Genomic DNA, 13,792 nt, shown 5'->3' with positions numbered 1-13,792 from the left:
GGTACATCGCCCGAGAGATCTACCAGCTCATCACTGCTTCAACCACGAATGGCCGTCAGCTCACAACTGCCGCTTGACATCCATAAGAGCATCCCACGCCACCGTCGCGGCCGGGCGGCCGGACCCGCCCGGGCTCGCGGGGTCCGCCTGGGCGGCAGGGCAGCAGGGCGGCGGGCCGGCCCGGGGCCCGCCCGGCCCCCCTTGGCCGGCCCAGGTGTACGCCCGGCCCGCGCGGCCGTAGCCGCAGCCGCAGCCGCAGCCGGGGCTACCAGCGGACCGGCAGGCTTCTCATGCCGCGTATCAGCATGCCCGGCAGCCACTCGCCGGGTGCGCCCGCGAGGGTCAGGGCGGGGGCGCGGTGCAGCAGGGTGCTCAGGGCGGTGCGGGCCTCCAGGCGGGCGAGCGGGGCGCCCAGGCAGTAGTGGATGCCGTGGCCGAAGGCGAGGTGGCCGCGGCTGTCGCGGCGGACGTCGAAGCGGTCCGGGTCGGGGTGGCGGGTGGCGTCGCGCCCGGCCGACGACAGCCCGATCATCACCGGCTCGCCCGGCGCGATGGCGGTGCCGCCGATCTCCAGGGGCTCGGCGGCGAACCGGAACGTGGCGTTCTCCACCGGGCTCTCGTAGCGCAGCGTCTCCTCCACCGCGCCGTCCACGAGGTCCGGGTCGGCGCGCACCGCGGCGAGCTGGTCCGGGTGGGTGAGCAGCGCGTACACGCTGTTGGTGATGAGGTTGACCGTGGTCTCGTGGCCGGCGACGAGCAGCAGGAAGGCCATGCCGCGCAGCTCGTCGCGGGAGAGCCGGTCGCCGTCCTCGGCGGTGGTGCGGATCAGCGCGCTGAGCAGGTCGTCGGCCGGTCCGGCGCAGCGCTTGTCCTCGATCAGGTCGGTGAGGTAGGCGCCGAGGCGGTTCATGGCGCGTTCGCTCGCCTCGCCGGTGGTGGGCGCGACCACCTCGTTGGACATCTCGCGGAACGCGGCCCGGTCGATCTCGGGCACGCCGAGCAGCTCGCATATGACGGTGATCGGCAGCGGGTAGGCGAAGGCCTCCACCAGGTCGGCGTGGCCGAGCGGCAGCACGGCGTCCAGCAGTTCGTCGGTGATCTGCTGCACCCGGGGCCTCAGGGCCTCCACCCGGCGGGCGGTGAACGCGCGGGTGACCAGGGAACGCAGCCGTGTGTGCCGGGGCGGGTCGGTGATCAGCAGGTGCTTGCCGATCAGCTGTTCCTCGAGGACGTCCAGGCCGGCCCGGGCGGGGTCCTTGGACAGCCGCGGGTCGGCCAGGGCGGCGCGCGCCTCGTCGTGGCCGACGACGAGCCAGGGCTGGTACTCCGCGGGCGCGTCGGCCGCGGGCAGGCGCACGCGGTGCACCGGGCCGAGGTCACGCAGCTTGGCGTAGACGGGGTGAGGGTCGGCCCTGAACGACTCGCCGAACTCCCCCAGATCGATCACGTCCCCCATCGTCACTCCCTTCCGGAGCGCCGGCCGCTCCCCCTGGAACGACAACGCCCCGGAGATCCGGGAAGTGCCCTACGGCGCGTCCTCGTCGAGGAGTCCGGCGTCGTGGACCAGAAGCGCGATCTGCACCCGGTTGCCGAGGTCCAGCCGGGCGAGGATGCGGGAGACGTGGGCCTTGACGGTGGCGACGCTCATGAACAGCTCGCCGGCTATCCCGGCGTTGGCCAGGCCGCGGCCGACCCGGAGGGCGACCTCGCGCTCGCGGTCGTTCAGCACGGCGAGGCGTTCCCGGGCGCGGGCGCGCCGGGTGCCGGCGGCGGCCCGGGGCTCGGCGCCGGCCGCGTGCCGCATCAACTGGCGGGTGACGGCGGGCGACAGCACGGGGTCGCCCGCCGCGACCCGGTGCACGGCCCGCACGATCTCGGCCGGCGGGGTGTCCTTGAGGAGGAACCCGGCGGCGCCGGCCCGCAGCGCCCGCAGCACCTGTTCGTCGGCGTGGAAGGTGGTGAGCACCACGACCTGCGGCGCCTGGGCGCGTGCCAGGAGCCGCTCCGTCGCCGTCAGGCCGTCGACCCCGGGCATCCGTACGTCCATGAGGACCACGTCCGGCCGGGTGCGGTCCACCAGGGCCTCCACCTCGGCGCCGTCGGCCGCCTCGCCGACGACCTCGATGTCGCCGGCGCCGCCCACCATGAGGGCCAGACCGGCTCTCACCAGCGGGTCGTCGTCGACGAGGAGCAGTCGGATCGCGGTCATGGGCCCCATCCAACCGAACCGCCCGCGGCCCGGCCACAGCGGCTCGCCGTCGTGCGGTGTGCGCGGGCCGGCGGGGGCCCCGGTGGGACACTGGCCGTCATGCGCGCCGCGTACGTGGAACGGCTGGGCCCGCCGGACCTCATCCGCTTCGGGGAGCTGCCCGATCCCGAGCCGGGGCCCGGCGAGGTGCTGGTGGACGTGGTGGCGACCGCGGTCGACCCGGTGGACGCCTATGTGCGCTCGGGGGTGTTCCGCACGCCGCTGCCCTTCCCGTTCGTGATCGGACGGGACCTGGTGGGCACGGTGGCGTCCGCCGCGGCCGGCTTCGCGGCGGGGGAGACGGTGTGGTGCAACAGCCTCGGCCACGACGGGCGGCAGGGCGCGGCGGCCGAGCGGGCGGCGGTGCCCGCCGAGCGCCTGTACCGGCTGCCGGCGTCCGTCCGCCCGGAGGAGGCGGTGGCCGTGTTCCACCCCGCCGCGACCGCCTGGCTGGCCCTGTTCACCCACGGCGGGCTGCGGCCGGGCGAGACGGTCCTGGTGGGCGGGGCGGGCGGCAACGTGGGCGGCGCGCTGGTGGAGTTCGCGGCGCGGGCGGGCGCGCGGGTCCTCGCCACGGCCGCGCCGCGCGACCACGCCCATGTGCGGTCCCTGGGCGCGGCGGAGGTGGTGGACTACCGGGCCGGCGATCCCGCGCGGCGGTGGGCGTCCCTGGCCCCGGACGGTGTCGACGTCCATGTCGACACCTCGGGCCACCACGACCTGCGGACGGCGGTCGCCCTCCTGGCCCGCCGCGGCCGTGTGGTGCTGATGTGCGGCCCCCACGAGGAGCCGGTCCTGCCGGTGGGGCCGCTGTACATGAAGGACGGCTCGCTGCGCGGCTTCGTGATCTCGCATGCGACGGTCGCGGAGCTGGCCGAGGCGGCGGCAGCGGTCAACGGCCTCCTGGAGCGCGGCGGACTGCGCCCCCGCGCGGTGGAGTACCACCCCCTGAGCGCCGCCGCCGAGGTGCACGGCCGCATGGAGCGCGGCGAACTCCACGGGCGGCGCGTGGTGCTGCGGCCCTGACGTGCGGCACGGCGGCGGCGGGCGCCCGCGTACTTACCGGCGGCGGGCGTCCGCGCGGAACGCCTGCGCGCCGACGGGAGCGTCCGCGCGGAACGCCTGCGCGCCGACGGGAGCGCCCGCGTGCAACGCCTGCGCGCCGACGGGAGCGCCCGCGTGCGACGCCTACGCGCCGCTCGCCGGCTGCCACGGCAGCTCGCCCAGCACTTCGAAGCCGTCGTCCGGGGTCGGACCGTGGCGCAGCGTGCCGCCGGTCAGGGTGGCCCGTTCGGTCAGTCCGATCAGGCCCTGCCCGGAGCCGGGGACGTGCGGGACCTCGCCGTCGGGGGCGGGGTTGCGCACCTGGACGCGCAGTCCCTTGCCCATGGTGCCGGTCACGGTCACCGTGACCTCGGTGCCGGGGGCGTGCTTGCGGGCGTTGGTCAGGCCCTCCTGGGCGATGCGGTAGGCGGTGCGGCCGACCGAGGCGGGCACGGCCGCCGGGTCGGTGACGCGGTTGTCCAGTACCACTTTCATCCCGGCCGCGCGCGACTCGGCGACCAGGGCGTCCAGGGCCGCCAGTGTCGGCTGGGGCCGCCCCGCGTCGTCGGCGTCGCCCGCGCGCAGCACTCCGATGATCTCCCGCAGGTCCTGCAAGGCCTCGTGCGCGCTCTCCCGGATGACCCCGGCGGCCCGCGCGACCTCCTCGCGGGGCGCGTCGGGCCGGAACTCCAGCGCGCCCGCGTGCACGCTCAGCAGCGTCAGCCGGTGCGCGAGCACGTCGTGCATCTCCCGGGCGATGGCCTCGCGGGCCAGCCGCTGGGCCTGCTCGGCCCGCAGCCGTGCCTCGGTCTCCGCGCGCCGGGCCCGGTCGCGCAGGCTCAGCATCAGCTGCCGTTTGGACCGTACGAACATCCCCCAGCCGATCACCGACAGGACGAGCACGGCGGAGAAGACGACCACGCCCGGGTACGTCAGGTCCGGGTCGGGGCGCAGCCAGGAGAAGACCGGGACCAGGACGAGTGTGGCGCCGCCGGCCCAGGCGACGTACCGGAACGGGCGGTGCACGGCGAGGGTGAACAGGGCGAGCAGCTCCGCGCCGCCCGCGGTGTCCGAGACCAGGCCGACCGGGACCAGGGCGACGGCCAGGGCCAGCGGGCGGCGCCGGCGCAGCCACAGCGCGCCGCAGGCGAGAGCACCGAGCGCCTGGTCGGCGACCGCGAGGCCGTGCGGGATGTGCGGGTCGTGGCGGACCGAGTCGGCGGTCGCGAAGGCGAGGCCGACGGCGAGCAGGAAGCAGAACAGGTCGACGATCCAGTCCCGCGCGGTGCGCCGGGAGCGCCCCGGCGGTCCCGCGTCCGGATCGAGTTCGTCCGCCACCGCGGACGGCAGCCACCAGCGCCGCCCGGTACGCACCGGCGGCTCCCCCGTTGTCCCGTCACCCCTCACGGTGGGCAATGTACGCAGCGCGGGCCCGCCGCACCGCCCCTCGCGGCGGATCGTCGACCGAAGTCGCGGCGCCGCCGACTTTCGGCGCACCGCACACCCGCCGGGAGCCACCTGTGGACCGCCGGAGGCGCCACGGGGTGGCGCCTCCGGACGGCTTCCGACGGCCGGAAGGAGCCGCCGGCCGCTGAGCCGCCGGCCGCGGTGGTCAGCCCGCGTGGGTGGAGAACAGTCCCCCGGTCGGCCCCTGCTTGTCGCCGCCCTGGGCCTTCTTCAGGGCGTTGGCGAGGCTCTCGATGGTGAGGGACTGGAGGATGACCCGGCCGTCGCCCTCCAGGGTGGCCAGGGACAGTCCCTCACCGCCGAACACGGCGTTCATGATCCCCTGGCGGTTGAGACCGCCGACGCGCTGGACGCCGTACTGGATGCCCTCCTCGAAGGCGACGACGCAGCCGGTGTCGACCTCGATGCGGCCGCCGAAGTCCGCCGGGTTGAGGTCGATGAAGTTGCCGGCGCCCGCGATGATCACCGTGCCGTGCCCGGTGAACTTCTCCAGGACGAAGCCCTCGCCGCCGCTCATGCCGGTGCGTCCGCCGGTGAAGGCGATCCCGAAGTCCACGGTGGACTCGGCGGCCACGAAGGCGTCCTTCTCGGCGAACCACGCGCGCGTGCCGTCCAGTTCCAGCGCGCGCATCTCGCCGGGCAGCACGCCGGCGAAGCCGACCGTGCCCTCGCCGCCGCCCTGGGCGGTGAAGTACTGGAAGGCCAGCGACTCCCCGGCCAGGACGCGCTGGCCGGCCTGCAGGGCGGTGCCCATGGCCTGGCGGAGCAGGCCGCCCATGCCACCGCCCGTGCCGCCCCCGCCGGAGCCGCCCTGGGCCTGTCTGCCGCCGTTGCCGGACGGACCCGACAGGCGGGTCTCCATGGTCACGTTCACCGTCTTGAACAGGAATTTCCCGGCCTCGCAGTAGACGGTCTGGCCGGGACTGAGGTTGACGACCGCCATCTGCATGGCGTTGCCGACGATTTCTTGCTGAAGAGTCACGGCAGGACAACGCGCGAGATGGACGACTGAGTTCCGCTCGCCCGGACGGGCTCCCCCGGACGGGCTCCCCCGGACGGGCTCCCCCGGATCGGCTCCGACGGATCGGCTCCGACGGATCGGCTCCGACGTCGGCTCGGCCGCCGGGTCAGCCGCCCAGCTCGGCCGGATCAGCCGCCCAGCTCGCGGTGGCGGGCGGCGAGGCGTGCCGCTCCGTCGCCGGTGAGGGAGCCGTACAGGCGCAGCCGGGAGAGGCCGCCGTCGGGGTAAATGTCCACGCGCGCGTGCGTGCCGACGACGGGCGCGGGCAGGACGAAGCGGTGGTCGCTGTCGGGCTGGAGCCGGGTCCGGGGCAGGATCTCCGTCCACTCGCCGTCCCCGGCGTCCCCGCCGCCCCTTCCGTCCCCGCCGTCCCCGTCGTCCCCGTCGTCCCGTACGGAGACCGAGGCCCACCCGGCGCTGTTGCCCTTGAGGCAGGCGGTGTCGATCGCGATCGCCCGGATCTCGGACCGGGCCGCCAGCCGGTAGCGGATCCAGTCGTGGCCCCGGTCGCGCCGGCGCCGGGTCTCCCAGCCGTCGTCCATCCGCAGGGAGCGGCCCGGCCGGATGGTGTTGGCGGCAGGCGAGTAGAAGAGGTCGGAGGCGTCCTCGACCCGGCCGCCGTTCTCCAGGGCGACCACGTCGAAGGTGCCGAGCGCCGTGAGCCACCCGGGGTCGGGCACGACCTCGCCGTACACGCGCAGCCGCGCGATGCCGCCGTCGGGGTACTGGTTGAGGCGCAGGTGGGTGAAGCGGCGCGGGACGGACACCTCGAAGCCGTTGGCCGCGTGGCCGCCGACGGGGGTGCGGGGGACGAGGGTGGTCCACCGGACGCCGTCGGCCAGGAGTTCCGCCGGGGACGGGGTGCCGGGCAGGTCGGTGCCCTCGACGGACACCGCCTCGGGGTGGTTGCCGCGGAAGTGGGCGGTGTCGACGACGACGCCATGCACGACGCCCGGCGCGCCGAGCCGGACGAGCGCCCAGTCGTGGTCGTCCTCGTCGGGCCAGGGGTGACCGGCGCGGTCGCCGCGGCGGCGCCGGGTCTCCCAGCCGTCCATGATCTTGCCCTTGTGGCCGAAGCGCCCGGGGTCGAACTCGGCGCGCTCGGGCAGCAGCAGGTTCTCGCGGTCGGCGAAGAACTCGTCGCTCGCGGCGACGACGCCCGCGCCGAGGCGTCGGTCGGCGAGGTCGACGGCGTGCGGGAAGGGGAAGGCGGCCGTGCGGTAGTCCGCGTACGGGTCGCCGCCGCCGTAGGGGTGCGCGGGGCCGGTGAAGCGGGGAATCGCCGTCACGGTGGTCAGGCCTTCCTTTCCTCAGTCCCGTGTCTCGTCAGCAGCCGGCCGCTCGGGGCGGTGAACCGGCCGTCCGCGTGGATGCGTTCGCCGCGCAGCCAGGTGGCCCGCACCACGCCGTACAGGGTGCGGCCGGCGTACGCGGTGACGCGGTTGCGGTGCTGGAGGGCGGCCGGGTCCACGGTGAAGGTCTCCTCGGGCGCGAGGACCGCGAAGTCGGCGTCGCGGCCGGGCTCGATGGCGCCCTTGCGCCGGTCGAGCCCGACGAGGCGGGCGGTGTGCGCCGCCATCCAGCGGGCGACGTCGTCCAGGCCGTGGCCGCGCCGCCGGGCCTCGGTCCACACGGCGGGCAGGCTCAGCTGGAGGCCGGAGATGCCGCCCCAGGCGGTGGCGAAGTCGTCCGTCTTGAGGTCGGCGGTGGCGGGCGAGTGGTCGGTGACCACGCAGTCGACGGTGCCGTCGGCCAGCGCCCGCCACAGCGCGTCCTGGTTGGCGGCCTCGCGGATGGGCGGGCAGCACTTGAACTCCGCGGCGCCGTCCGGGACCTCCTCCGCGGTCAGGGTGAGGTAGTGCGGGCAGGTCTCGGCGGTGATCCGCACTCCCCGTGCCCGGGCGCCGGCGATCAGGGGCAGCGCGTCGCCGGAGGACAGGTGCAGCACGTGCACGCGCGCGTCCAGCCGCCCGGCTTCGTCGATCAGGGCGGCCACGGCGGCGTTCTCGGCGGCGCGCGGGCGGGAGGCGAGGAAGTCGGCGTACTTCGGGCCGCCGCGGTGCGGGGCGGCGGCGAGGTGGTGCGGGTCCTCGGCGTGTACGACGAGCAGGCCGCCGAACCCGGCGATCTCCGCGAGCGACCGGGCGAGCCGGTCCCGGCTGAGGTGGGGGAACTCCGGCACGCCCGAGGGGGAGAGGAACGCCTTGAAGCCGAAGACCCCGGCCTCGTGCAGCGGGCGCAGCTCCCCGGTGTTGTCCGGGAGCGCGCCGCCCCAGAAGCCGACGTCCACGTGGGCCTGGCCGCGGGCCGCGTCCCGCTTGACGCGCAGGTTGCCCACGGTCGTGGTCGGCGGGAGGGAGTTGAGCGGCATGTCGATCAGGGTGGTGATGCCGCCGGCCGCCGCCGCGCGGGTCGCGGTCCGGAAACCCTCCCACTCGGTGCGGCCGGGCTCGTTGATGTGCACATGGGTGTCGACCAGGCCGGGCAGCAGGACGTCGTCGCCCAGGTCCTCCAGGCGGGCCGCGGGGGGCACGCCGGCGTCGTGGGGCAGTACGGCCGTGATCGTGCCGTCGGTCACCGCGACCGAGGCGGGGCGGGTGCCGCCGGGGGTGACGACGCGCGTGGAGCGCAGCACGAGGTCGGGCGTCGAGCGCGGCACGAGACGGGCGTCGGGCACCGGACCCTCCCTTGCTTCAACACAGTGTTGAAGGAGTCTTCACTCCCCCTCACGCCCCGTCAAGAGGGACCCGGCCGGGCCGGCGGCCGGACGGGCGCACCGGGCTCGGCCTGGACCTTTCCGCTGGGCGGGACCAGAATTCCGGGGACGGGACGGACGTCCGCGAGCCGTACCCACGGTGGGCGGCCGGCCGCCCCGCGCACGGTGGGCGGCGGGCCGCCCCCGGGTAGTCTGTGGCCCCTTCCCGCCAGCCGCGAAAGGAACGCGCCGTGCCGACGTCCCGCGCCAGCACCACCGGCTCCGCCAAGTCCGGCGGCGGTGGTGGCGTCCAGTCGCTCGAGCGGGCCTTCGACCTGCTCGAGCGGATGGCGGACGCGGGCGGCGAGGTCGGGCTGAGCGAGCTGTCGGCGGCCGGCGGGCTGCCCCTGCCCACCATCCACCGTCTGATGCGCACCCTGGTGGCCTGCGGCTACGTCCGCCAGCAGCCCAACCGCCGGTACGCGCTCGGCCCGCGGCTGATCCGCCTGGGCGAGTCCGCCTCCCGGCTGCTGGGCGCCTGGGCCCGTCCCCATCTCGCCCGCCTGGTCGACGAGACCGGCGAGACGGCGAACATGGCGCTGCTCGACGGCGACGAGGTCGTGTACGTGGCACAGGTGCCGTCCCGGCACTCGATGCGGATGTTCACCGAGGTCGGCCGCCGGGTCCTGCCGCACTCCACGGGCGTGGGCAAGGCGCTGCTCGCGCACCTCCCCGAGGAGGAGGTGCGCGCCCTGCTCGCCCGCACCGGCATGCCCGCCGCGACGGAGCGGACGATCACCACTCCGGACGCCTTCCTCACGGCCCTCGCGGACGTGCGCCGGCTCGGCTACGCCCTGGACGACAACGAGCAGGAGATGGGCGTCCGCTGCCTCGCGGTCACCGTGCCCGGCTCCCCCACGGCGTCCGCCATCTCCGTCTCGGGCCCGGCGGGCCGGGTCACGGAGGAGGCGACCGAGCGGATCGTGCCGGTCCTCAAGCAGGTCGCCGTGGAGCTGTCCCGGGCGCTGACCGGGCCGGACCCGGCGGCCTGAGCGTCGGCGCGTCAGCGGCCCGGCGGCTCAGGGGCCCGGCGGCCCGGCGGCTCAGCGGCCCGGCGGCCCGGCGGCTCAGCGGCCCGGCGGCTCGCGGAACTGGTCCACGGCCGCCCGGACCTCGGAGAGCCCGTCCGCCAGGGCACTGACCGAGCCGATCGAGCCGGCGATCAGCAGCAGGGAACGGCGCAGCCGCCGGGTCTCGGGAACGCCGTGGGTGGCCATCGAGGCGAGGGCGGCGAGTTCGTCCTCCGCTATGGCCCGGTCGGGAAACTCCACTGGATGGGCGGCGAGTTCGCGGCGCAGTCGGGAGACCGCGGTGCGCAGTCCCGCCACCCTCGGGTCCTCGCCGCTGCCGGTCACTGGCCTTTGCCCCACGCTACGCAACACAGCCCTCCCCCTGGCTCCTGCTCGCGTCAGACTCGTGATCCGCCGGACATCCCTGTGGAGCGGATAGGGCACCGGGGACGCGGTCAGTAAACGCCAACCTGCCCGGGATGCGCCACCGTACGGACACAAATTCAGTCCTGCGGGGCGGCCGGGGTATGCAGGACGTATGACACGCGAGCCACGAGGGACGGACGACGGCGGGCCGGCAAGGGGCCGGCCGGACGACGGCGCGACGGACGCGCGCCGGACGGACGGCGGCGGAACGGGCGGAGGCCGGACCGACGACGGCACGACGGACGCGGGCCGGACCGACGGCGGCGCGACGGCCGGGACCCGGGCGGGCGGCGAGGTCGCCGGGCTGGTGCTGGCGGCCGGTGGCGGGCGGCGGCTCGGCGGGCGCGCCAAGGCGCTGCTCGCGCACCGGGGCCGGCCGCTGGTGGAGCACGCGGCCGGGGCCCTGCGCGCCGCCGGCTGCGCCCGCGTGCACGTGGTGCTCGGCGCGCGGGCGGACGAGGTCCGGCGGCGGGCCCGGCTGGACGGCTGTGTGCTCGTCGACAACCCGGACTGGGAGCGGGGCATGGGCTCGTCGCTGCGGGCGGGGCTGGCCTCGCTGACCGGCACGGGTGCCCGGGCCGCGCTGGTCTGCCTGGTCGACCAGCCGGGCATCGGGGCGGAGGCGGTGGCGCGGGTGCTGGGCGCCTACCGCGACGAGGCGTCGCTGGTGACGGCGGCGTACGCCGGGGTGCGCGGCCATCCGGTGCTCCTCGGCGCGCTGCACTGGGAGGGCGTCGCTGCGGCGGCGACCGGGGACCGGGGCGCCCGCGCCTATCTGCGGGAGCACGAGGAGGAGATCGTCCGGGTGGAGTGCGCGGACGTGGCGCGGGCGTACGACATCGACACCGAGGACGACCTGCGGCACCTTTCGGCCCCCCGGCCGGACCCTTCAGCGCCCGGGCCGGACCTCTCGGCGCCCCGGCCGAACCCTTCGGCGCCCGGGCCGAGTGGCGCAACAGAACGTTGAACTTCCACCATGAGGAAACTAGCATCCACGTGCCAGAAGGGTCCGGCCGCCGACCGGATGTCCTCCGCCGCACTCACCGGCCCGGCGCCTCGTGCCACGGCAGGGTGCCGACGAACGTGGTTCGCTGAAAAGGCTCCCGAAGGAAGTGACAGCCCATGTCCGCACCAGCGCCGTCCCCGCTGTCCGTCGTCGGCGCCGGGCCGCTGCCCCGGCAGGAGGAGGTGCTGACCGACGCGGCGCTCGCCTTCGTGGCCGAGCTGCACCGGCGGTTCACGCCGCGCCGCGACGAGCTCCTGGCCCGCCGGGCGCGGCGCCGCGCCGAGATCGCCCGCACCTCCTCCCTCGATTTCCTCCCCGAGACCGCGGAGATCCGCGCGGACGACTCCTGGCAGGTGGCCCCGGCCCCGGACGCGCTCCAGGACCGCCGGGTGGAGATCACCGGTCCCGCCGACCGCAGGATGACGGTCAACGCGCTCAATTCCGGCGCCCGGATCTGGCTCGCCGACTTCGAGGACGCCTCCTCCCCCACCTGGGAGAACGTCGTCCTCGGCCAGCTGAACCTGATCGACGCCTACCGGCGCCGCATCGACTTCGCCGATCCCGCCTCCGGGAAGACCTACGCCCTGCGTCCGGACGAAGAGCTGGCCACGGTCGTCATGCGGCCGCGCGGCTGGCACCTGGACGAGCGGCACCTCGTCGACGCGGACGGCACCCGGGTGCCCGGCGCCCTGGTCGACTTCGGCCTGTACTTCTTCCACAACGCCCGGCGCCTGCTCGACCTCGGCAAGGGGCCCTACTTCTACCTCCCGAAGACGGAGTCGCACCTGGAGGCCCGCCTCTGGAACGACGTGTTCGTGCTCGCCCAGGACCACCTGGGCATCCCGCAGGGCACGATCCGCGCCACCGTCCTGATCGAGACGATCACGGCCGCGTACGAGATGGAGGAGATCCTCTACGAGCTGCGCGACCACGCCTCCGGCCTGAACGCCGGGCGCTGGGACTACCTGTTCTCCATCATCAAGAACTTCCGGGACTGCGGGCCGCGGTTCGTCCTGCCGGACCGCAACGCGGTCACCATGACGGCCCCGTTCATGCGGGCGTACACCGAACTCCTCGTGCGCACCTGCCACCGGCGCGGCGCGCACGCCATCGGCGGCATGGCGGCCTTCATCCCCTCCCGCCGGGACCCGGAGGTCAACCGGGTGGCCTTCGAGAAGGTCCGCGCCGACAAGGACCGGGAGGCGAACGACGGCTTCGACGGCTCCTGGGTCGCCCACCCCGACCTCGTGCCGGTCGCCATGGAGTCCTTCGACCGGGTGCTGGGCGACCGCCCGCACCAGAAGGACCGGCTGCGCGAGGACGTCCGCGTCGAGGCCGCCGACCTCATCGCGGTGGACTCCCTGGACGCCAGGCCCACGTACGCGGGGCTGGTCAACGCCGTCCAGGTCGGCCTGCGTTACATCGAGTCCTGGCTGCGCGGCTCCGGCGCGGTCGCGATCTTCAACTTGATGGAGGACGTGGCCACCGCCGAGATCTCCCGCTCCCAGATCTGGCAGTGGATCAACGCGGGCGTCGAGTTCGAGAACGGCGAGAAGGCGACCGCGGAACTCGCCCGCGGGCTCGCCGCCGCCGAACTGGACGCCGTCCGCGCGGAGATCGGCGAGGACGCCTACGCGGCCGGGCGCTGGCAGCAGGCCCACGACCTGTTCCTGAAGGTCGCCCTCGACGAGGACTACACCGACTTCCTGACCCTGCCGGCCTACGAGCAGCTCGAGGGCTGAGCCCCCGGCCCGCGGGCAGCCCGGGGCCGGTCCGGCCCGGGGGCCGGCCCCGCGCCTGCGGGCCGGTCACTCCAGGTGGACCGACCAGTCCTGTTCCGCGGCCGGCCGGCCGTGCAGGTCGGGCACGCGTTTGAGCCAGTCCGGGCGGTCCTGCCGGGTGCGGGCCGCGCGGGCGGCGTCCTCGGCGGCGATCTGCTCCCGGCTCGGGAAGTCCGTGGGCAGCCACCGCGCGGACGCCCGCGCCCGCGCGTCCAGGTAGCCGACGTAGGCCTCGCGGGCGTCGGCGGGCGTGGCGAAGCCGGGCTCCTCGGCGAGCCAGGCGTCCGGCACCTCGGCGAGGATGTCCCGCAGCAGCTCCCGGGTCACCCTGGGCGCCAGTTCGGCGTCGGCGGCGCGGACGTCCGGCGCGCAGTGGCCGAGGGCGTGGTGCCGGAAGTCGTACCGCTTGCCGGGCTCGGAGGTGTCCCAGCGGTGGTGGAAGACGAGGGCCGCGCCGTGGTCGATCAGCCACAGGCGCGGGGGCGCGGTGCCGAAGGTCGGCCAGACCATCAGGTTGGAGCTGTGCACGGTGCGGTCGACGTTCACCGTCAGCGCGTCCAGCCAGACGATCCGCCCGGCCTCCAGCGGGTCCACCGCGAACGTCCTCGCCACGTCCGGGGTGAAGTCGCGCGCGCCCGGCAGGTAGTCCATGCCGAGGTTGACGCCGTGGCTGGCGTGCAGCAGGTCCCGCACCTCCTGGTGGGGTTCGTGGCCGGCGATCCCCGGGTCGAAGTGCACCAGCACCAGTTCGGGGAACCGCAGCCCGAGGGCGCGCGCCAGCTCCCCGACGATCACCTCCGCGACCAGCGCCTTGCGTCCCTGCGCCGACCCGGTGAACTTCACGACGTACGTGCCGAGGTCGTCGGCCTCGACGACGCCGGGCACGGAACCGCCCGACCGCAGCGGGGTCACGTATCGAACGGCAGTCACGTCGCGCAGCACACCGGCCAGGGTACGGCAGCAGCGGCCCGGGCCCTTCGCCGGTCAGCCGGCGGTCAGCCGCTGGTCAGACGGCGGTCAGCGGGCGATCAGCC

The 13,792-nt window shown here is 75.3% G+C and carries 11 protein-coding genes and 1 pseudogene; 4 read left to right on the top strand and 8 right to left on the bottom strand.

Translation table 11 applies throughout. From position 1 onward, the window contains the following. Positions 1–265: 265 nt before the first annotated feature. Together ACI2LW_RS08500 and ACI2LW_RS08495 are read right to left on the bottom strand one after the other, a co-directional pair. Positions 266–1,456, bottom strand: a complete 1,191-nt coding sequence (locus tag ACI2LW_RS08500; RefSeq protein WP_404730403.1) for a cytochrome P450 — start codon at positions 1,454–1,456, stop codon at positions 266–268. A gap of 69 nt (positions 1,457–1,525) precedes the next feature. Continuing rightward, positions 1,526–2,209: a response regulator gene (locus ACI2LW_RS08495; RefSeq protein WP_404730402.1), complete on the bottom strand. Its 684-nt coding sequence runs from the start codon at positions 2,207–2,209 to the stop codon at positions 1,526–1,528. Between the two features lie 99 nt (positions 2,210–2,308). Here ACI2LW_RS08495 and ACI2LW_RS08490 point away from each other — a divergent pair, with 99 nt between their 5' ends. Next, positions 2,309–3,274 carry an NADPH:quinone reductase gene (locus ACI2LW_RS08490; RefSeq protein WP_404730401.1) on the top strand — a complete coding sequence of 322 codons (966 nt, stop codon included), beginning with the start codon at positions 2,309–2,311 and terminating at the stop codon, positions 3,272–3,274. 162 nt (positions 3,275–3,436) lie between these two features. Here the strand turns inward: ACI2LW_RS08490 and ACI2LW_RS08485 are convergent, their stop codons facing one another. The 4 genes from ACI2LW_RS08485 to allB all read right to left on the bottom strand — a co-directional run bounded on the left by ACI2LW_RS08485 (position 3,437) and on the right by allB (position 8,457). Beyond that, the gene (locus ACI2LW_RS08485; RefSeq protein ID WP_404730400.1) at positions 3,437–4,708 is read right to left on the bottom strand and encodes a sensor histidine kinase; all 1,272 of its coding nucleotides are present in this window, start codon (positions 4,706–4,708) and stop codon (positions 3,437–3,439) included. A 196-nt stretch (positions 4,709–4,904) separates the two neighbouring features. Next, positions 4,905–5,741, bottom strand: a complete 837-nt coding sequence (locus ACI2LW_RS08480; protein ID WP_404730399.1) for an AIM24 family protein — start codon at positions 5,739–5,741, stop codon at positions 4,905–4,907. Positions 5,742–5,908: 167 nt separating this feature from the next. Next, complete coding sequence (alc, locus tag ACI2LW_RS08475; protein ID WP_404730398.1) at positions 5,909–7,069, bottom strand: allantoicase; 1,161 nt, start codon at positions 7,067–7,069, stop codon at positions 5,909–5,911. Positions 7,070–7,074: 5 nt separating this feature from the next. Continuing rightward, positions 7,075–8,457, bottom strand: a complete 1,383-nt coding sequence (gene allB, locus ACI2LW_RS08470) for an allantoinase AllB (RefSeq protein WP_404730397.1) — start codon at positions 8,455–8,457, stop codon at positions 7,075–7,077. Between the two features lie 269 nt (positions 8,458–8,726). On the opposite strand from allB, the gene ACI2LW_RS08465 reads away from it, so the two are divergent. Then, complete coding sequence (locus ACI2LW_RS08465; RefSeq protein WP_404730396.1) at positions 8,727–9,527, top strand: IclR family transcriptional regulator; 801 nt, start codon at positions 8,727–8,729, stop codon at positions 9,525–9,527. Between the two features lie 75 nt (positions 9,528–9,602). Here ACI2LW_RS08465 and ACI2LW_RS08460 read toward each other — a convergent pair whose 3' ends face one another. Continuing rightward, positions 9,603–9,917 (bottom strand): DUF5955 family protein, encoded by a 315-nt coding sequence (locus ACI2LW_RS08460; protein WP_404730395.1) that lies wholly within the window; start codon positions 9,915–9,917, stop codon positions 9,603–9,605. 358 nt (positions 9,918–10,275) lie between these two features. Here ACI2LW_RS08460 and ACI2LW_RS08455 point away from each other — a divergent pair. Together ACI2LW_RS08455 and aceB are read left to right on the top strand one after the other, a co-directional pair. Beyond that, positions 10,276–10,839 (top strand): annotated as a pseudogene (locus tag ACI2LW_RS08455) (NTP transferase domain-containing protein); the annotation flags it as partial. A 254-nt stretch (positions 10,840–11,093) separates the two neighbouring features. Next, complete coding sequence (aceB, locus tag ACI2LW_RS08450) at positions 11,094–12,719, top strand: malate synthase A (protein ID WP_404730394.1); 1,626 nt, start codon at positions 11,094–11,096, stop codon at positions 12,717–12,719. Positions 12,720–12,785: 66 nt separating this feature from the next. Here aceB and ACI2LW_RS08445 read toward each other — a convergent pair whose 3' ends face one another. Continuing rightward, a complete protein-coding gene (locus ACI2LW_RS08445; protein ID WP_404730393.1) occupies positions 12,786–13,700 on the bottom strand; it encodes a HipA family kinase in 915 nt (304 codons plus the stop codon). Positions 13,701–13,792 lie beyond the last annotated feature (92 nt).

It is taken from the genome of Streptomyces sp. NPDC004065, assembly GCF_044903565.1.
In the GTDB taxonomy this organism is placed as follows: Bacteria; Actinomycetota; Actinomycetes; order Streptomycetales; family Streptomycetaceae; genus Streptomyces.
This window is presented reverse-complemented; position numbering and strand designations above follow the sequence as displayed.